General features: G+C 68.9%; 21 protein-coding genes. 7 read left to right on the forward strand and 14 right to left on the reverse strand.

Annotation, left to right across the window (positions count from 1 at the left end; genetic code table 11):
* Positions 1-17: 17 nt before the first annotated feature.
* The gene (locus EV560_RS31625; protein WP_131859829.1) at positions 18-674 is read left to right on the forward strand and encodes a TetR/AcrR family transcriptional regulator; all 657 of its coding nucleotides are present in this window, start codon (positions 18-20) and stop codon (positions 672-674) included.
* A gap of 21 nt (positions 675-695) precedes the next feature.
* Here the strand turns inward: EV560_RS31625 and rsmD are convergent, their stop codons facing one another.
* Both rsmD and EV560_RS31635 read right to left on the reverse strand, forming a co-directional pair.
* The gene (gene rsmD / locus EV560_RS31630; protein WP_131859830.1) at positions 696-1,253 is read right to left on the reverse strand and encodes a 16S rRNA (guanine(966)-N(2))-methyltransferase RsmD; all 558 of its coding nucleotides are present in this window, start codon (positions 1,251-1,253) and stop codon (positions 696-698) included.
* An 11-nt stretch (positions 1,254-1,264) separates the two neighbouring features.
* Positions 1,265-3,310: a pseudouridine synthase gene (locus EV560_RS31635; protein WP_131859831.1), complete on the reverse strand. Its 2,046-nt coding sequence runs from the start codon at positions 3,308-3,310 to the stop codon at positions 1,265-1,267.
* Between the two features lie 106 nt (positions 3,311-3,416).
* Between EV560_RS31635 and EV560_RS31640 the strand changes: the two genes are divergently transcribed.
* Together EV560_RS31640 and EV560_RS35930 are read left to right on the forward strand one after the other, a co-directional pair.
* Entirely contained in the window at positions 3,417-3,845 is a 429-nt protein-coding gene (locus tag EV560_RS31640; RefSeq protein ID WP_131859832.1) for a nucleoside deaminase, read from the forward strand.
* Positions 3,846-4,246: 401 nt separating this feature from the next.
* Positions 4,247-4,534, forward strand: a complete 288-nt coding sequence (locus EV560_RS35930) for a peptidoglycan L,D-endopeptidase MepK (RefSeq protein WP_165923729.1) — start codon at positions 4,247-4,249, stop codon at positions 4,532-4,534.
* A gap of 121 nt (positions 4,535-4,655) precedes the next feature.
* Here the strand turns inward: EV560_RS35930 and EV560_RS31650 are convergent, their stop codons facing one another.
* A complete protein-coding gene (locus EV560_RS31650) occupies positions 4,656-5,399 on the reverse strand; it encodes a sulfite exporter TauE/SafE family protein (protein WP_131859834.1) in 744 nt (247 codons plus the stop codon).
* Between the two features lie 144 nt (positions 5,400-5,543).
* Here EV560_RS31650 and EV560_RS31655 point away from each other — a divergent pair, with 144 nt between their 5' ends.
* Entirely contained in the window at positions 5,544-6,293 is a 750-nt protein-coding gene (locus tag EV560_RS31655) for an ArsR/SmtB family transcription factor (RefSeq protein ID WP_131859835.1), read from the forward strand.
* Here the strand turns inward: EV560_RS31655 and EV560_RS31660 are convergent.
* From EV560_RS31660 to purD, 5 genes are read right to left on the reverse strand one after another with little or no spacing between them, the layout of a single operon-like run.
* On the reverse strand, positions 6,253-7,110 hold the full coding sequence (locus EV560_RS31660) for a patatin-like phospholipase family protein (protein WP_131859836.1): 858 nt from the start codon (positions 7,108-7,110) through the stop codon (positions 6,253-6,255). The two genes, EV560_RS31655 and EV560_RS31660, sit on opposite strands and share 41 nt — an antisense overlap.
* A 44-nt stretch (positions 7,111-7,154) precedes the next feature.
* Complete coding sequence (locus tag EV560_RS31665) at positions 7,155-8,066, reverse strand: alpha/beta fold hydrolase (RefSeq protein ID WP_131859837.1); 912 nt, start codon at positions 8,064-8,066, stop codon at positions 7,155-7,157.
* On the reverse strand, positions 8,063-8,485 hold the full coding sequence (locus tag EV560_RS31670; RefSeq protein WP_131859838.1) for a type II toxin-antitoxin system VapC family toxin: 423 nt from the start codon (positions 8,483-8,485) through the stop codon (positions 8,063-8,065). The genes EV560_RS31665 and EV560_RS31670 overlap by 4 nt, the downstream gene beginning before the upstream one ends.
* Complete coding sequence (locus EV560_RS31675; protein WP_131859839.1) at positions 8,485-8,739, reverse strand: type II toxin-antitoxin system VapB family antitoxin; 255 nt, start codon at positions 8,737-8,739, stop codon at positions 8,485-8,487. Before EV560_RS31675 ends, EV560_RS31670 begins: the two co-directional genes overlap by 1 nt.
* A gap of 59 nt (positions 8,740-8,798) precedes the next feature.
* Complete coding sequence (gene purD / locus EV560_RS31680; protein ID WP_131859840.1) at positions 8,799-10,076, reverse strand: phosphoribosylamine--glycine ligase; 1,278 nt, start codon at positions 10,074-10,076, stop codon at positions 8,799-8,801.
* Positions 10,077-10,168: 92 nt separating this feature from the next.
* On the opposite strand from purD, the gene xseA reads away from it, so the two are divergent.
* On the forward strand, positions 10,169-11,695 hold the full coding sequence (gene xseA / locus EV560_RS31685) for an exodeoxyribonuclease VII large subunit (protein ID WP_131859841.1): 1,527 nt from the start codon (positions 10,169-10,171) through the stop codon (positions 11,693-11,695).
* 61 nt (positions 11,696-11,756) lie between these two features.
* Here the strand turns inward: xseA and EV560_RS31690 are convergent, their stop codons facing one another.
* Positions 11,757-12,602: a dienelactone hydrolase family protein gene (locus tag EV560_RS31690; RefSeq protein WP_248312304.1), complete on the reverse strand. Its 846-nt coding sequence runs from the start codon at positions 12,600-12,602 to the stop codon at positions 11,757-11,759.
* A 160-nt stretch (positions 12,603-12,762) separates the two neighbouring features.
* Here EV560_RS31690 and EV560_RS31695 point away from each other — a divergent pair, with 160 nt between their 5' ends.
* The gene (locus EV560_RS31695; protein WP_131859843.1) at positions 12,763-12,984 is read left to right on the forward strand and encodes a DUF2093 domain-containing protein; all 222 of its coding nucleotides are present in this window, start codon (positions 12,763-12,765) and stop codon (positions 12,982-12,984) included.
* On the opposite strand, the gene lpxK is transcribed toward EV560_RS31695, so the two are convergent.
* From lpxK to EV560_RS31720, 5 genes are all read right to left on the reverse strand, one after another.
* Entirely contained in the window at positions 12,955-13,983 is a 1,029-nt protein-coding gene (gene lpxK, locus EV560_RS31700; RefSeq protein ID WP_131859844.1) for a tetraacyldisaccharide 4'-kinase, read from the reverse strand. The genes EV560_RS31695 and lpxK overlap by 30 nt on opposite strands.
* The gene (locus tag EV560_RS31705; protein ID WP_131859845.1) at positions 13,983-15,287 is read right to left on the reverse strand and encodes a 3-deoxy-D-manno-octulosonic acid transferase; all 1,305 of its coding nucleotides are present in this window, start codon (positions 15,285-15,287) and stop codon (positions 13,983-13,985) included. The genes lpxK and EV560_RS31705 overlap by 1 nt, the downstream gene beginning before the upstream one ends.
* Complete coding sequence (locus EV560_RS31710) at positions 15,284-16,033, reverse strand: lysophospholipid acyltransferase family protein (protein WP_131859846.1); 750 nt, start codon at positions 16,031-16,033, stop codon at positions 15,284-15,286. The genes EV560_RS31705 and EV560_RS31710 overlap by 4 nt, the downstream gene beginning before the upstream one ends.
* A 37-nt stretch (positions 16,034-16,070) precedes the next feature.
* Positions 16,071-16,307 (reverse strand): DUF4170 domain-containing protein, encoded by a 237-nt coding sequence (locus tag EV560_RS31715; RefSeq protein WP_131859847.1) that lies wholly within the window; start codon positions 16,305-16,307, stop codon positions 16,071-16,073.
* Between the two features lie 107 nt (positions 16,308-16,414).
* Positions 16,415-17,242, reverse strand: a complete 828-nt coding sequence (locus EV560_RS31720; protein ID WP_131859848.1) for a 3'(2'),5'-bisphosphate nucleotidase CysQ — start codon at positions 17,240-17,242, stop codon at positions 16,415-16,417.
* A gap of 251 nt (positions 17,243-17,493) precedes the next feature.
* On the opposite strand from EV560_RS31720, the gene EV560_RS31725 reads away from it, so the two are divergent.
* Positions 17,494-18,018: a DUF6101 family protein gene (locus EV560_RS31725; protein WP_131859849.1), complete on the forward strand. Its 525-nt coding sequence runs from the start codon at positions 17,494-17,496 to the stop codon at positions 18,016-18,018.
* The last annotated feature ends 57 nt before the right edge of the window (positions 18,019-18,075 follow it).

The following is an 18,075-nucleotide window of genomic DNA, read 5'->3' on the forward strand; positions in this document are numbered from 1 at the left end:
GCCCTGAGTCTCGTGCGATGAGCAATGTGCCTGCGCCTGCCGAAGCTCGGCCGGTTCCCCGCCGATCAAGCCCGGCCGCGCAAGCCAAGCGCGCGGCGATCCTGAAGGCCGCCGAGCAGGCTTTCCTCGAGGAAGGCTATCAGCTCGCCTCGATGGACCGCATCGCTGAGCGGGCCGATACGACCAAGCGCACGGTCTATGATCATTTCGGCAGCAAGGACGCGCTGTTCTTCGCCGTCATCGCCGCGGCCTGCCGCAGCATCGTCGCGGCCCTGCCGGGACCGGCGGCCCTGAAGCCGGATCCGCGCGAAGGGCTCGCCCAACTGGCGCGCGCCATCGCCACCGTCGTCACTTCGGTCGATTGCATCCGCCTGCAGCGCCTCGTCATCTCCGAGGCGGAGCGCCATCCGCAATTCGCCGCCATGCTCTACGACACGGCGCTGCTCGGCGCCGAAATGGCGCTGATCGGCTATCTAGAGCATTGCGTCGCAACCAAGCGGCTGAAGCCGCATGATTGCCAAGTCTCGTCGCGCCTGCTGATCGACGTGATGATCCATGGCGCCAGCCTGCGCAAGCTGCTCGCCGTCAGCGGTCGCGAGGCAGAGCGCCTGGCAGATATGGGCAATGTCGATCAGGTCATCGACTTCGTCGTCTCGGCCTTCCGGATGCCGTGACGCCAGGGCGCGCAGGAGGTTTCAGGCGCGCAGGATCAGCACCTGCGTCTCGCCATAGTCGCGCCGCTCCAGAAGCGTGAACCCATCGGGCAGTGCGAGCTCGGCATCGACGGCTTCTTCGAGCACGATGAGCGCGTCCGCCGCCAGCCAGCCGCCCTCGTGTGCCGAGAGCAGGGCCTTCTCGCCCAACCCTTTGCGATAGGGCGGATCGCAGAACACTAGGCCGAAAGGCGGCATCGGGCCGATCGGGCCGAGCTTGGTCGCGTCGCGGCGATAGATCCGGCTGAGGCCCGCCAGGCCGAGCGCCATCTGGTTCTCGCGGATCAGGCCGCGCGCCTCGGTGCCGTCATCGACCAGGAGCGCAAAGGCTGCCCCGCGCGAGAGCGCCTCGAAGGCCATCGCGCCGGTGCCGGCAAAGAGATCGAGCACGCGCGCGCCCTCGGCCACGTCCTCATAGGCATGGGCGAGCACATTGAAGAGCGATTCCCGCAAACGATCCGAGGTCGGGCGAATGCTGCCGATCCCCGGTTTCGGCCCGGCCAGGGGCCGGCCGCCGAAACGTCCGCCGACGATGCGCATCGCCTCAAGCCTCAGTCACGCTTGCCGCCGCCGGGCCGCGGGCCACGTCCACCCGGCTTGCCACCGCCCGATTTGCCGCCGCCCGGTTTGCCGCCGAAGGGACGGCCGCCAGCCGGCTTGCCGCCTGCGCTGCGGCCGGGCGGCCGATCGCCGAAGCTGCGGCCGCGGGGCCGCTCGGCACCTTCGCGGGGTGTCCGCGCCGGCCGTTCGCCGCGCGGCGCGCGCTCCTGCCAGGGACGTTCGTCGCCGCGGTCCCGTCCGGCCGTCTCCTCGCGCGGACGCCGGGCCGGCCGGTCACCAAGGCCGTGCTCGGCGGCACCGCGCTCCGACCGTTTGACACGCTGGACCGGGCCGCTGCGCTCGGCGCGTGGCTTGCGCCCCGGCGCTTCTTCGCGCGCGGGAGCGCTGACCCGCTCGACCAGGACGCGCCGTCCCTTCGGATCGGCGATCGGCGTGTCGCGCTTGCGCCTGACCTCGCCGCCTTCCTCGCGCGTCTGACGCTCGAGCTTGGGGTCGGCGCCGCGCCGTGGCGGCGCCTTGCGCTCGCGCTGCGGCTCGGCCTCGGCATCGCGCCAGACGGTGCGCTTCCACGGCTTCTCGCTGCGCCGCTCGTCGCGCGACGGCGTGCGCGCGCTGTCCTCGCCATGCCCCGGCCGGGCTCCGTCGCGTCGGCGCGGCCGGTCGTCGCCGCTTGGCGCGCGGCGGTGCGGCGCCGGAACCTCGTCACGGCGGGGCGCCTCGAAATCGGTGCCGGCCTTGGCCATCAGCTCTTCGCCGAGCTGGTCGCGCAGCACCCGCGAGCGGATCTCGTCGACCTCGCCCTCATCGAGATCGCCGAGCTGGAATGGGCCGAACGAGACCCGGATCAGCCGGTTCACGGCGAGGCCGAGATGCTCGAGCACCGTCTTGACCTCGCGGTTCTTGCCCTCGCGCAGATCGACGGTGAGCCAGGTATTCGAGCCCTGCTCGCGCTCGAAACGGGCGATCACCGGACCATAGGCGACGCCCTCGATGGTGACGCCATTGGAGAGCGTGTCGAGCCTGTCCTGTGTGACGCTGCCGAAGGCGCGCACGCGGTAGCGCCTGAGCCAGCCGGTCTCGGGCAGCTCCAGCACCCGCGCCAGCCCGCCATCATTGGTCAGGAGCAGCAGGCCTTCGGTGTTGATGTCGAGCCGGCCGATCGTCAGCACGCGCGGCAAGTCCTCCGGCAGCGCCTCGAACACGGTCGGGCGGCCCTCGGGATCGTGGTTGGTCGTCACCAGCCCGCGCGGCTTGTGGTAGAGCCACATCCGGGTGCGCTCGCGCTCGGGCAAGGGCTCGCCATCGACCAGGATGATGTCGTTGGGGCCGACATCGAGAGCCGGGCTCTCGATCACCGCGCCGTTCACGCTGACGCGGCCTTCCTCGATCATCGCCTCGCTCTCGCGGCGCGAGGCGACGCCGGCGCGCGCCATCACCTTGGCGATGCGCTCAGGAGCCTTCTCTGATGGGAGGATCCGCGGAGCGGCCTGAAGCTCGGCCTCGTCACGGCGCGGGCGGCGAGGGCGGTCGTCTCCAGTGCGCGAGCGGGCCGGCCTGTCGAATTTCGGCTTGTCGAAGCGCTTGCCGCCATCGCGGTCCCCGAAATTCCTGCTGCGAGGCGCACCCTCGCGCTGATCTGCAGGCTTGTCGAAGCGGCGAGCCGGGCGCTCGCCGCCCTCGGTTGAAGCGCGGCGTGGACGATCTTCGCCCGAACGGGCGCGGAACGTCGCGCGTTCGCCTTCGGCCCTGGCGCGGAAGGGGCGCTCGCCGCCTTCACGCGGCGGGCGCGGCGCACCATCGCGCTGTCCCGTGGGCTTGTCGAAGCGACGGGCGGGCCGCTCGGCCCCATCCGCCGAGCTGCGGCGCGGACGATCATCCTCTGAGCGGCCGCGGAACGGCTTGCGCTCGCCGCCTGACGACCGGCCGCCGGCCGGGCCACGGCCCTTGCCGTCGCCGCCGCGAAATCCGCCGCCTTTGCCGCCGGCGCCGCCGCCCTTGCGTGGACCACGGCTTTTCTGGTTGTTGTCGTCGCTCATCATCGCTCCTGCATAGCCGGCGCTTGTAGCAGAGCGGTTCCCACGTCGCGAGCGCCAAAGCAGGGACGGCACGTTGCAATCCAAGCCAGATCGCGCTTCCGATGGAATGATGATCGCGCTTGCCGAGGCGCGGGCCGCCGGTGCACGCGGCGAGGTGCCGGTCGGGGCGGTGGTGATGCGCGGTGGTGCGATCCTCGCCAGCGCCGGCAACCGCACCCTGGAGCGCAAGGATCCGACCGCCCATGCCGAGATGCTGGCGCTGCGGCTCGCCTGCGAGGAGATCGGCAGCGAGCGGCTGATCGGCTGCGATCTCTATGTCTCGCTCGAGCCCTGCCCGATGTGCGCGGCCGCGATTTCCTTCGCCCGCATCCGGAGACTCTATTTCGGCGCCTCCGATCCCAAGGGCGGGGCTGTCGAGAACGGTGTCAGGCTCTATGGCAGCCCGACCTGCCACCATGCGCCCGAGGTCTATGGCGGCCTGAGCGAGGGCGAGGCGTCGACGTTGTTGCGCGATTTCTTTAGGGAGCGGCGCTAAAATTTTAATCAATCAGTTTTGCACGCGCGATCTGATGTAATAACTATCAATGTGAGGTAATCCGGAAGTATGATGTGACCTGAAAGGCTATATCTTTAGGGGTATCGCGAGGTAAGAAGGATAGGCCCGGATTGACGCGTCGAATTGCTCGACGGGGCTGCCACGTTTTCGCCTTCTGCTTCTCGTAGGTGGCCGCTGCACTGCTCGGCCAGACCAAGAGATGGTGGCTTGAGCCTTTCATTCCCCCAGATATGTTCAGGTCAATTATGCGTCCATTTGCACTGGCTGCGCTTCTCGCTGTCTGCTGCCCCGCGCTCTCATTCGCCAACGTCCCGTTGCAGCAGGTTTCATTCCAGCCTCAGGTGAAAGGGCTCGGCTGCCTCAAGCCGGAAGCCGTTGCCATGATCAAGGAACTCGTCGCCAAGATCGGCCCGATCCAGATCACTTCGACCTGCGGCGGCCGCCACGCCCGTCGCTCCCAGCATTACCGCGGTAACGCCATCGACTTCCGGCCGCTCGCCACCTCGTCGCGCAAGGCTGTTGCCGTCGCCAAATCCCTTCAAAGCACCGGCGGTGTCGGCTCCTATTCCAACGGTCTCGTTCACGTCGATGTCGGTGACCGCGAGATCTCCTGGTACGGGCACAAGCGCTCGCGCCGGGTCGCCTATGCCCGGCTCGGGCGCCGCTGACGGAGCTCTCGCCCCGACGCCTAGAGCATTTCCGCGTTTCTCCGAAACGCGAAATTCTCTATCTATTTGTTTTGACGCATTTTCTTCACGCGAACCGGCGTCCACTTCGCTCGAAAATGCTCTAGGCGACCGTCCGCGCCACCAGGTAGCAGCCCAGCGCCAGCAGCCCGGCGAAGAAGCAGAGCTTGAAGGTCGCGGCCGAGATCCGGTTGCGGATGAGCTGGCCTGCGGCCATGCCGGCCAGCGCCGGAATCAGCGCCAGCAGCGAGGACTGCGCCACGCTGGCATCGAGTGCCCCGGCGCCGACGAGGCCGAAGGACAAGGCCAGGGTCGAGACGATGAAGGAGAGGCCGAGCGCCTGCACCAGCTCGTCCTTGTCGAGCCCGAGCGCCTGCAGATAGGGCACGGCCGGCAGGACGAAGACGCCGGTGGCAGCCGTGGCGATCCCGGTGGTGACCCCGATGATCGGCCCAAGCCAGCGCTCAGCGGCATCAGGCACCCGCAGCTTGGCGGCCTTCAGCCCGACCGCCGCATAAAGAACCAGCGCGATGCCGAGCCAGAACGTGGCCGAGCCGCCCTTCTCCTGCTGCAGCAGGCCGGCCCCGGCCCAGGTCCCGACACAGATCCCGGCGAGCATCGGCCAGAGGCGGAGCGCGATCGCCTTCAGCCCGGGGCCGGTCGCGATCTGCCAGCCATTGGTGATCAGGTTTGGCACGACCAGCAGCGCCGCGGCCTGGGCCGGCGCCATGACCACGCCGAGAATGCCGACCGCGATGGTCGGCAGGCCGAGCCCGATCACGCCCTTGACGAAGCCGGCTAGCACGAAAGTCGCGGCGATGAAGAGGATGAGCGTCGTCTGATCCATGGCCCTGTCCGTTGCTTGCGATGGCGTCTTGTCGCAGTGCTGGCGGTTCCTGTCGCGAGCGGATACTACGGTCACGGCCGTAGCGTCGATGCTTGCTCGGGCGCTGCGCTGCGCCATGATGGACGGGGACAGGAGACAGCGCTCATGACCGGCCACGGCCCCTATCTTGCCGAGATCGCCCATCTCATGGGCGATCCCGCGCGCGCCAACATGCTGCACGCCCTGATGGATGGACGGGCGCTGACGGCCAAGGAGCTTGCTTATATCGCCGGCGTCGCGCCGCAGACGGCGAGCGGCCATCTCGCCCGGCTGATGCAGGGCGGGCTGCTCGCGGTCGCCGTGCAGGGGCGCCATCGCTATTACCGGCTGGGCGGGGCCGAGGTCGCGGCCGCGCTCGAAGGGCTGATGGTGCTCGCGGGCTCCCAGCCGACCAGCCGAAAGCTGCCCTCGCGCGTCGGCGCGGAACTGAGCCAGGCCCGGACCTGCTACGACCATTTCGCCGGCCGGCTGGGCATCGGCATCCATGACGCGCTGCTGTCCGGCGGGCATCTCTCCGTCGCCGATGGCGGCTATGGCTTGACCCGTTCGGGCGTCGCGGTCTTCGCGGAGCTCGGCGTCGATCCCGCTGAAGCCGCCTCGAAAAGCCGGCGTGCGGCCTTGCGGCCATGCCTGGACTGGAGCGAGCGGCGCCCGCATCTGGCGGGTTCCCTTGCCGCCGCGCTGGCCTGCCGCTGCTTCGAGGCCGGCTGGGTCCTGCGCAAGAAGGACAGTCGCGCCGTGAGCCTGACCGAGGCCGGGCGCGAGGCCCTGGCGAGCCATTTGCCGGGCTTCCGCTGCGACGAGCCGGACGCCGCTATCCCCGCCGCTCGAGCGCCTGCGACAGCCTTCGCTTGACATCGTCCTTGACCGGCTTGGCAGCGGTGAGGATGGCCTTGGCGCGGAAGAAATCGAGCCCGCCGAAGCCCTCGGCCCCTGCCCTGATCAGGATATCCGGCGGGTGGCGCTCGATCATGCGCTGAACCACCGACCGCATCAGGATCTGCGAGCCGCCGACCATCGCTTCGAGCGGGCTCGGCACGCGGGTCTCGCTTTCCGTGGCCGGGGCGCTGGCATCGACAGCCAGGACGATGCGGCCTGGCGCCGGCATGCGGTCATAGGGCAGGGGGTTGATCGCCCCGCCATCGATCAGCACCCGGCCTTCGACGGTCACCGGCCGCACCAGCCCCGGAATCGCCAGCGAGGCGGCAACGGCCGGTGTCAGCGGGCCATTCGTCAACCGGACCTCGCCATGCTGGTGATAATCCGTCGCCACCGCCGTGAACGGGATCGCCAATTCCTCGAACCGATCCGGCACCGCCTCGGGCCAGAACAGGTCGAGCAGGCGCTCGCCGTCGATCAGGACGGGATTGCCGAGCCCGCGCACCAAGTCGGCGAGCTTGCCGACGCGGGCATCGAGCAGGCGCGCGACGGCCTTGGCGCGGTCGCGGAAGATCGTCTCGACATGCGCGTGCAGGTCGCGGCCGCAGACACCCGCCGCATAGGCCGCGCCGATGATCGCGCCGATCGAGCAGCCGGCGATCAGCGCTGGCCTGATTCCGAGCTCGTCGAGCGCTTCCAGCACCAGGATATGGCTGAGGCCGCGCGCCCCGCCGGCGCCGAGCACGAGGGCGAGCTCCGGCGTAGCGGGTGGGCGCGTGGCGGGTGGGCGCATGGCAGGCTGGCTCGAACCGGGCATGGCTCTGCTGCCTTGCGTCCTCAAACCGCCCCGGCGAGGAAGGGCTTGAGCCCGGCCAGCGTCGCCTGCGGGTTCTCCTCGGCGAGAAAATGTCCGCTGGCGATGGCGAGGCCCTCGGCCTGCGGCGCGAACGTGTCGCGCCAGATATCGAGCGGGCTCGCCCCCTTGGCCGGAATCCCGCCCTCGCCCCAGAGCGCCAGGACCGGGCAGAGAATGGTCTTGCCGGCGACGCGGTCGATCTCGTCATGGGTCAGATCGGTCGTCGCGCCGGCGCGATAATCCTCGCAGGCGGCGTGGATGCGGGCCGGATCGCTGAAGGATTCCTCATAGGCCTTCAGAGCCAGCGGGTGGAAGGCGTCGAGCTTCTTGGCCCGGGTCCAGCTCGCGATCGTATGGTCGAGCCAGCCGACCGGATCGGCCTTGACCAGGTTTTCCGGCACCGGCTCGGGCTGGGCCAGGAAGGTCCAGTGATAGACCTGCATGGCGCGCGCCGCGTTCATGCCCTCCCACATCGAGAGCGTCGGCACGATGTCGAGCACGGCCAGCCGCTCGACCCGGCCGGGATGGTCGAGCGCGAGCCGATAGGCGACGCGCGCCCCGCGATCATGGCCGATGACGGCGAAACGGGCATGGCCGAGCGACTGCATCACCGCCACGACGTCCTCGCCCATGGCGCGTTTCGTGTAGAGCGCTGTGCCGCCATCGCCACGCGGCGCCGAGGACCAGCCATAGCCGCGTAGGTCGAGGCAGACGACGCGATGGCTCTTCGCCAGCTCGGGCGCGATCCGGTGCCACTGCACATGGGTTTGCGGAAAGCCGTGGATCAGCACCAGCGGCGGCCCATCGCCGCCGCTACGGGCGAAAATCTTGCCGACGGGTCCGTCGATCCAATGCGCCGTGAAGTCGGGGAAAAGGCTGTCGAGATTGCTCATGGCCCGGCCGCTCCTGCTGCGATCGCCGGCACGATATCAGTTTGGCTGAAATCGTCGCCCTTGAAGAGCAGCGGGGCGTTCAGGGATTTGGCGAGGGCGTAGGAGAAGCAGTCGCCGAGATTGAGCTTGGCAGGGTGGCGGCCCTTGCCGAAACGGAGGAAAGCCTGGGCCGAGATCACACTCAGTTCTTCGTCAACCGCAACACGGCGAATACCGAAACCATCGACGAGTGCGACATAATGTTCGAACGCGAAGCCCGGCACGCGGGTCATTGCCACCATGAAAGCTTCGACGAACGTAACCGTTGCGCAGCAGGCATCGGCACTTTCATCCAGGGTTGCGATGAACATGGCGCGCTCCGGCTCCTTGAGCAGGATTGCGATGATCGCCGAGCTGTCCACAACGATTGGCGAGACCATTACGAGGGGACACCATTCTCGTCATAGCCGATGATCTCGTCGTTGCTGAGATGGCCTTTGATTTTTGGCATGGCATCGATTTCGGCGAGCAGCTTTTCAACATTCGCCATGTCGATGCGCCCTTTGCGAGGGGGCAGGTCGGCAAGTTCCCGCTCAACCGCCGTTCGGACCGCGTCCGTAATTGTCCGGCCGGTCCGTGCCGCGAGTTCGCGGACGATCCGGTCGGTCTCGGAATCCTTGATCAGGATGGCCATGGCATCCCTCGCGTATATATCAATCGCCCTTCGATATATATAATGCCGCGCCGACCTTGTCAGCCTTGCTCGCGCTTGACCGCCTGCCAGCCGATATCGCGGCGGCAGAAACCCTCCGGCCAGTCGATCAGGTCGACACCCTGATAGGCGCGCTTCTGCGCCTCGCTGACGGTCCTGCCCAGCCCGACCACGTTCAGCACGCGCCCGCCATTGGCGGTGAGTTCGCTCGCGCCCTGCTTCGTGCCGGCATGGAAGACGAGCACGTGCTCCAGCGCCTCGGCCTTGTCGACGCCGCGGATCACGCTGCCCTTCTCGGGCGTGCCCGGATAGCCTTTCGCGGCCAGCACGACCGTGAGTGCCGCCTCGTCCGACCAGCGCAGGTCGAAAGCGTCGAGCACCCCGTCGCAGGCGGCGAGGAAGGCCGGCACGATGTCGCTCTTCAACCGCGGCATCAGCACTTCGCATTCAGGGTCGCCGAAGCGGACATTGTACTCGATCAGTTTCGGGCCCTGGGCCGTGATCATCAGCCCGGCGAAGAGCACGCCCTTGAACGGCGTGCCGCGCTTGGCCATGCCGGCGAGCGTCGGCTCGACGATCTCCGTCATGACGCGCCGCTCCATGTCCGGCGTCATCACCGGAGCCGGCGAATAGGCGCCCATGCCACCGGTATTCGGGCCGGTATCGCCGTCGCCGACGCGCTTATGGTCCTGGGCCGAGGCCAGCGGCAAAGCATGCCTGCCGTCGCAAAGCGCGAAGAAGCTGGCTTCCTCGCCGATCATCCATTCCTCGATCACGACCTCGGCGCCGGCGGCGCCGAGTCCGCCCGAGAACATCATCTCGATGGCCGCGTTCGCTTCCTCCAGCGTTTCAGCCATCACCACGCCCTTGCCGGCCGCGAGCCCGTCGGCCTTGATCACGATCGGCGCGCCCTGGCTGGCGACATAGGCCTTGGCGGCCTCGGCATTGTCGAAGCGCCCGAAGCCGGCGGTCGGGATGTCGAACTCAGCGCAGAGCTCCTTGGTGAAGGCCTTCGAGCCTTCGAGCTGGGCCGCGGCTTTCGACGGCCCGAAGGCTTTGAAGCCGGCCGCGATGACATCATCAGTGATGCCGGCGACGAGCGGCCCTTCCGGCCCGACCACGACGAGATCGATGCCGTGCAGCTTGCAGAAGGCGATGACGGCCGCATGATCGGCGATGTCGAGCACGACATTCTCGCCGCATTGGGCCGTGCCGGGATTGCCGGGCGCGATGAACAACTGGTCGCAGAGCGGCGAGCCCGATATCGCCCAGGCCAGCGCATGCTCGCGTCCGCCCGAACCGATCAGAAGAATCTTCATTGCGCCGTCTCCGCTGGTCACTGGCGCAATAGCCCCCGGCGCAGGGCAGGGCAACGCTTCTGCTCGGCGGCTGTGGAGGGTAGACTCGCGCGATGGATATCGAATCGCCTGAAGCCAAGTCGTCCAATGTGCCAGAATGGTCGGTCTCCGACCTCTCCGGCGCCCTCAAGCGTACGCTGGAGGACGCGTTCGGCTTCGTGCGCGTGCGCGGCGAGATTTCGGGCTATCGCGGCCCAGTCTCATCCGGCCATGTCTATTTCTCGTTGAAGGACCAGAACGCCAAGATCGATGCGGTGATCTGGAAGGGCGTCTTCGGCCGGCTGAAGACAAGGCCGCAGGAAGGGCTGGAGGTCATTGCCACCGGCAAGATCACCACCTTCGCCGGCAAGTCGAGCTACCAGATCGTCATCGATTCCCTCGAGCCGGCCGGCGTCGGCGCGCTGATGGCGCTTCTGGAGGAGCGGCGCAAGAAGCTCGCGGCCGAGGGCCTGTTCGACGAGGGCCGCAAGCAGCTCATCCCCTTTCTGCCGCGCGTCATCGGCGTCGTCACCTCGCCGACGGGCGCCGTCATCCGCGACATCCTGCATCGGCTGGAGGATCGCTTCCCGCGCCATGTCCTGGTCTGGCCGGTGCGCGTCCAGGGCGAGACCAGCGCGGCCGAGGTCGCCAATGCCATTGCCGGCTTCAATGCCCTGCCGGAAGGCGGACGCATCCCCAGGCCCGATGTGATCATCGTCGCGCGCGGCGGCGGTTCGCTCGAAGACCTGATGAGCTTCAACGAGGAGATCGTGGTGCGCGCCGCCGCGGCCTCGTTGATTCCCCTCGTCTCGGCCGTCGGCCACGAGACCGATATCACGCTGATCGACCATGCTGCCGACCTGCGCTGCCCGACTCCGACCGGCGCTGCCGAGAAGGTCGTGCCGGTGCGTGCCGACCTGATGCTGCAGCTCGCCGACCTGTCGCGCCGCCAGGCCGGGGCGATGCGCCGCCTGTCCGATCGCCGCCGCAGCGATCTGCGTGCGCTCGCCCGCGCCCTGCCGGGGCCGGAGGCGGTCCTGTCCGGTCCGCGGCAGCGGCTCGATCTGGCGGCGGCGCGGCTCGCTCCGGCACTCGCCCGCAATGCCCGCGTCCACGAGCAGCAACTCGCACTCCTCGCGCAGCGGCTCGGCCGGCAATCCCCATCCGTCCGGCTGGCGACTTACGCCGCGACCCTCAAGGCGCATGGGCGGGCCCTCGCGGTGGCGAAGGCGAATACGATCAAGACCGCCCGGGAGCGGCTCGAACGAGCCCGGGAGCGGGTCGGAACGCTGGCCGACCGGGTTCAGCGCGCCTTCGCCCAGGGCCTGGCGCGCCGCCGCGACCGGCTCGAATCCTCCTGGACTTTGGCGCGCTCGCTCGGTCCCGATGCCGTGCTTGCACGTGGCTATGCGCTGGTCCGCGACGAGGCGGGGGCCGTCATCCGCAATGCCGCGCAGGCGCAGCCAGGGACGGCGCTCAGCGTCCGGGTCAGCGACGGCACATTCGGTGTCCTGGTCGCGGGCGGTAGCGAGGCGCCGGCAAAGCCAGCCCGCCCGGCCCGCCGCGACACGCCATCGGCAGGGCAGGGCGATCTGTTCTAGAAAATCGCATTTTCCTCACGCCAACCGGTGCCCGCTTCGCTCGAAAATGCGCTGGGGCAGGTTATCGCGGCTTGAGCAGGAAGCTCTTCACCCGCAGGATCGCGTCGTCGCGCGCGGCCGGGTTGGTGCCGACGGTGGCCTTGCCGGTGCCGGTCGCGGAATAGGCCACGTCGGTGCGCTCCCTCACATCGAGGCGCGGATGGTCGAAATCATGCAGCGCGCCGGGATAGAGCACGAGCTCGACATTCTCCCCGCGTGACCGCGCCGCCCTGGCGAGGAAGTCGCAAGGCGCGGGCGGGGTCCAGTCATCGGCGTCGCCCATCAGGATCAGCAACGGCAGCCGCGCCCTGAAACTGTCGGATTCCGATTGCGTCCGGCAGCCCGGATAGAAGGCGATGGCGCGCGTGAAATCCGGCAGCGCGTCGGCGGGGCGCCGGTCGGTCCTGACCGCGGTCAGGATGGTCGAGCCGCCGCCGGACCAGCCGAGCAGCGCGATCGCATCCCTGCGTATATCCGTGCGCATCTGCAGCCAGCGCTTGGCCGCCATCGCATCGGCGACACGCTCGCGCCCCGCGCGCACGGTCAATTCCTTGACGCCGCATTGCGAGCCGAGCTTGCGCGAGCCGTAGCTGTCCGGCATCAGCACCATGATGCCGGCCTCGGCCAGCCGTTCGCCCCAATCCGAATGGCGCAGCGACAATTTGCCGTTCTCGCGCCACAGCCCGCCGCAGCCATGCAGCGCCACGACCGCGGGAAACGGTCCGACGCCGATGGGACGATAGAGCACGCCGTCGAGTTGCCCTTCGTCGGTTGGAATGTGCACACGCTCATAGCCGCCGGCCGAGGCAGCCACGGTGAGGAGAGCGAGGCTGACGAGGGCCGCCGGCAGACGGAGAAGACTGGACATCATCGTAAGGAACGCTATCACAGCAAGGGACTATCCGGGAAATCCCTTCCGCTGGAGCATGATGCCCAAAGTAGGTACCGGCTCTTGGCCATATCACGCTCTGGCGCCAAGTGAGAAACGGATTGATATATAGCGCGAATAACGGTCATCTGAAGCCAGAATGAACATCAGCGAACGTCCGCCCGTGCCGGGGCCCGAGGCCGCCATCGACTATGGCCATGGCGAGTTCCGCGTCGTGCGGCCCGGCGCCTTCGTCCGTTGCGCCGTGACCGGCGCGGTGATCCGGCTCGAGGATCTGCGCTACTGGTCGGTGGAATGGCAGGAGGCCTATGCCTCGCCCGAGGCCGTGCAGCTAAGGCTGCGCCGCGCCGGCCGCGCCTGAACGGCGGGCTCCCGCGTCGTCGAGAAGGCTGCCGATGCGCTCCGGCGCGTCGAAGGTCAGGGTGATCGGCACGCTGAGCAGGCGCTGCCGTTCGGCTGCCGGCCAGAGCGCCTCGAGCTTCACCATGTCCTTTTCGGTCGTCGCGACGAGGCAGTCCCGCTCGCGCGCCTCGGCCAGGATCGCCGCGACATCGTCGGCCGTATAGGCGTGGTGATCACCATAGCTGCGCTCGGCCACGATCTCGGCGCCGGCCTCACGCAGGGTCGCGGCGAATTTCTCAGGCCGGCCGATCCCGGACAAGGCCAGCACATTCCGGCCGCGCAGTGCGGCGCTCGTCTCGGCCGGGAGCAGCAGCCGCGCCCTCAGGATCGGCTTGCCCGCGGCTTTGGCCGTCTCCACGACGCCATCTCCCGCTTCGCCGGCGCCGATCACGATCAGCGCGTCGGTCTCCCCAAGCTGGCCGTCGAGCGGCGCGCGCAAGGGGCCGGCGGGCAGGCACAGCCCATTGCCGATGCCACTCGCTCCGTCGACGACGGCAAGCCTGAGCTGCTTGGCGAGCGACGGGTTCTGCAGCCCGTCATCCATGATGATCAGGCTGGCACCGAGGCCCTTGGCGAAGGCTGCGCCGGCGACCCGGTCGCGCGCCACCACGGTGCGGACGACCCTGGCCATCAGCAGCGCCTCGTCGCCGACGCCGGCCGCATCATGATGGCGCGGGTCGACTTCGACCGGCCCGGCAAGGCGGCCGCGATAGCCGCGCATCAGCACGAAAGGCCGCTCGCCGCGCGTCGCGGCGAGTTTCACCAGCGCCATGGCCGTTGGTGTCTTGCCCGCCCCGCCGGCGATGAAGTTGCCGACGCAGATCACCGGGATGCCGGCGTCGACGCCCGCGCCGCGCATGCGCGCCAGCGTGATCGCGCCATAGACGAGGCCGAGCGGCTGGAGCAGCCGGGCGAGCAGGCTCGGCCGGTTCTGCCACCAGAAGCCGGGCGCGCGCATCAGTCCGTAGTCTCGCGCTGCCCGAGCGCGACCCGCATCAGCAGCGGCTCGATCGCCTGCACGGTGCGGTTCAGCGCGCCGCCGAGCTGGTGGGCGGTCTGGCCTGCGGCGCGCGCCGCCTGCCTGGCCGCGGCCGGGTCGCTCAGCCAGCGATGCACCGCTTCCGCCAGCGCCTGCGCGTCCGAGACCTTGTGCGCGCCGCCGCCACGATCGAAGGCGGCGAAGATCTCGGCATTGTTGTGGACATCGGGGCCGTGCAGCAGGGCGCAGCCGAGCTTGGCCGGCTCGATCGGATTATGGCCGCCGATCATCGGCACGAGCGAGCCCCCGAGAAAGGCCACTTGCGAGAGACGGTAGAGCAGGCCGAGCTCGTTCATCGTATCGACGATATAGAGATCGACATCGCGCTCGGGCAGCCCGCCGGCCGCGCGCCGTGCCACCGCGACGCCATTGGCACGGGCAAGGTCCTCGATCTCCGCGCCGCGCTGCGGGTGGCGTGGCGCGATGATGGTGAGCAGCTTCGGCAGATGCGGCTTGAGGCCGAGATGGGCCGAGATCACCTGCTCGTCCTCGCCCGGATGCGTGCTGGCGGCGACCCAGACCGGCCGGCCGGTGGTCAGCCCGTCCAGGATGGCGAGCGTGTCGGCATCGGCGGGCGGCGCCGGCACGTCGAATTTCAGGTTGCCGGCGATGCTGACGCGCGGGGCGCCGAGCTGCGCCAGCCGCTCGCCGTCGCCCTGGGATTGCGCCAGGCAGGACTCGAAGCTGGAGAGCAGGTAGCGCGAGGTCTGCGGCAGCTTGTACCAGCGCTTGAACGAGCGCTCCGACATGCGGGCATTGACCAGCACCAGCGGGATCTCACGCTTGCGCGCCTCGATGACAAGGTTCGGCCAGATCTCGGATTCGCAGATCAGCCCGAGCGCCGGCTGCCAATAGTCGAGGAAGCGGCGCATGTAGCGGGGAACGTCGAGCGGCAGATACTGGTGGATCACGCCGGCCGGCAGCCGCGCGGCCAGGAGCTTGGCCGAGGTGACCGTGCCGGAGGTGACCAGTACCGCGAGCCCGCGCCGCTGCAGCCGTTCGATCAGCGGCAGCAGCGTCACCGTCTCGCCGACGCTGGCGCCATGCAGCCAGACCAGCGTCTGATCGGGCCGGACGACGCCGGGATAGCCGCGACGCTCCGCGAAGCGGGTGGGGTCTTCCTTGCCGCGCCGGCGTCGCCAGACAAGGAGCCCCGCCGCCGCCGGTTCGAGCAGGGCGCTGAGCAGGCGATAGCTCGCGAGGATGGGGCCCTTGCCGATCATGCGGCCGTGCCCGGCGCAGCGAGCGCCTTCAGCTGCTTTTCCCTCAAGCCGGCACCCGGGTCAGCCCCGCCGACCAGCTCATAGGCGCGGGCATGGACAGCATCGAGCCCCGCCTCGAGCGCGAGGCGGGCCGCCTCGACCGTCGCCTCGTCCGCATCGCGCGCGACAGTGATCGCGTCGCCGACCACGATCGCGCAGCGCCCGAAGGGCAGGCCGATCGAGGCGCGGTCCCAGGAGTTGAAATTGATGCGCCGGCTGGTCACCACCGCGATCGGATGGATCGGCCGGCCGGAGGCGCGCGCGAGCTGGATGATGCCCACCCCGGCGATGCGGGCACGCTTGGGGATATCGGCGGTCAGCACCATCGAGTCGCCAGCGGCGAGCCGCTTGACCATGGCGAGGAAGGCGCTGGCTCCGCCCTTCTCGCGCACCTTCCGGCCGAGCGCGCCGGAGCCGCGGATCGCGCCGATGCCGAGATGGCGCAGCGCGACCGCGTTGAAGCCGCCATCGCCATGACGCGAGACCAGCGAACAGGCTGGCATCCAGTCCGGCCGCGAGAACGGGATCATGATGTGCTGGCCGTGCCACATCGCGATGATCAGCGGCAGGCCGGGACGCACGCGCTCATAGATATCGGCCGGCTCGACCACGATCCGGTTGGTGCGCTTCACCAGTCGGAGGTAGGCGGCGAGCAGCCAGCCGAGCGTTTCCTGCGCGACGCGCGTCTTCAGAATGGGAAAGCCCATGAACTCCTGTTCCGGACCGCTGCTTGAGATCGAGGGTTCAGGCCTGGCTCGTCTCGGGGTCGAGCAGGCGGTGCAGATGGACGATGAAATAGCGCGTCTGGGCCTGATCGACCGTGGCCTGCGCCTTGGCCTTCCAGGCGGTATGGGCGCTGGCATAGTTCGGGAAGACGCCGACGATATCGACCTTGGAGAGATCCTTGAAGGTCACGCCGTCGAGCGAGCTCAGCTCGCCGCCGAAGACGAGGTGGAGAAGCTGCTTCGGTTCGGTGTCCATCGATCTCTCCAGGCTGGGGTGGGGTCTTCGCGGCACCAGATAAGCCATCCGCGCGGGCGGCGCGAGTGCCGCTGCGCATTTTGCCATGGCTGGCCCGTGCCGATTGTTCAGATACGCTGCGGCTGGCTCTCGCGCATGCCCCGCAAGGCCGACAGCAATGGCGCGGAGAGCCCCGCGCCGCTGGCGACGAGCATGCCGTGCACCGGCGTCTCGCGGTTGTAGATCACGGGCTGGCCCTCGCCCGTGCTGAGCCGGCCGCCCGCTTCCTGCAGCACGAGATCGGCGGCGGCGATGTCCCAGTCGCGCGCATCGGCCGAGACCAGCCCGGCATCGATGGTGCCGTCGGCGATGCGGGCGAGCCTGAGCGCCAGGGATGGAATCTTGTCGACTGGCTCGAACGCCTCGAGCCGCGCCAGCGCGTCCAGCATCGGCTTGGGGCCGGCGATGCGCGCCCCGCCCAGGCCGGTCAGCTTCGTCGCCAGGATCTCGGCGCCGTTGCGCTGGGCGCCGCGACCGCTCAGCGCCGTATAGGTCGCGCTGCAGGCCGGCGCGTGCACGACGCCCGCGATCGGCTTGCCCTCGTCGAGCAGCGCGACACAGACCGCCCAGTCCGGCGAGCCGGACATGAAGGCGCGCGTGCCGTCGATCGGATCGACGACCCAGACGAAGCGGCGCGAAAGCCTCAGCTCATCGTCGACGGTCTCCTCCGAGAGCCAGGCGGCTTCGGGCAACAGGGCCGAGAGCTTGATGCGCAGGAAGGTGTCCACGGCGATGTCGGCTTCCGTCACCGGCGAGCCGCCGGTCTTCGACCAGATCCGCGCCGCGGTCTTGGCTCCCGGCCGGAATAGGGCGAGCGCCAACTCGCCGGCCTCGAGGCAGCTTTCGCGGATCGCCGACAGCAGATCCGGCGCGATAGGCAGCGGTGGCGCGGTCATGATGCCCTCCGTATCAAGCCGAACTGGCGCGGTTTCAAGCCGAAAAAGCGCCGCTGCGGCGAAAGATTCCGTCAAGCATCATGCAGGAATGAAGCCATGGAACCCCGCAAAAACCCCGGAACACATTCCTTTAACCGAAGCTCTTAAGCGCTCGGATAGGCCTGGGGCGCCAGCTTCGCGTCAGTAAGCACGAGAACCCCGGACCATACAGAGGGCTCCGTGCCACAGGGACATGAGAGGCGTAGAAACCGATGGCCAGCGTCACGCCGGCTGCCGGAGAGGGCGGCTTTGTGCCGTCTCTCTCCGGCTGCCCGACTAAACCGACCACCGCACCCCGCAACCCCATGCCGGCGCAGCCCGATGCGCCGCGGATCGAGCGCATTGCCTCGGTCCGGATCCTGCGTGGCAATCCGGGCTGGCGTGGCGTCGCGCTGCGCCTTGCCAATCCGACCGGCGAGGATGAGCGTTTCGAGCTGGCGTTGACGGCCGGCGACGGCCGCTCGGTCACCGTCGCGAGCGTCGACCAGGATGATGCGATTGCGCTTTGGCGCGATTGCGGCCGCACCAGCGGTCTGCCTCTGGTGCTCGAGGCCGCCGACGGCTCGATCACCGAGCCCTATCCCCAACTCGGCCGGCTCGCCCTCGGCCCGGTGCGGATTCGCCGCCGCTACGGATTTCTCCGCGGCCGCCGCCCGCGCTTCCTGGCGCGCCGCAAGACCGGCCGCATCAGCGACCGTCCCGTGGTCGTCGTCGGCGAGCGCCTGACCGACCGGTGAAGCCCTAAGGCATCGGCCCGAAAAGTGGCTTGCGGTTTTCGGAGAAAGCCGATGCGG

This window comes from Allobosea sp. BK604 (assembly GCF_004341515.1).
Classification (GTDB): domain Bacteria; phylum Pseudomonadota; class Alphaproteobacteria; order Rhizobiales; family Beijerinckiaceae; genus Allobosea.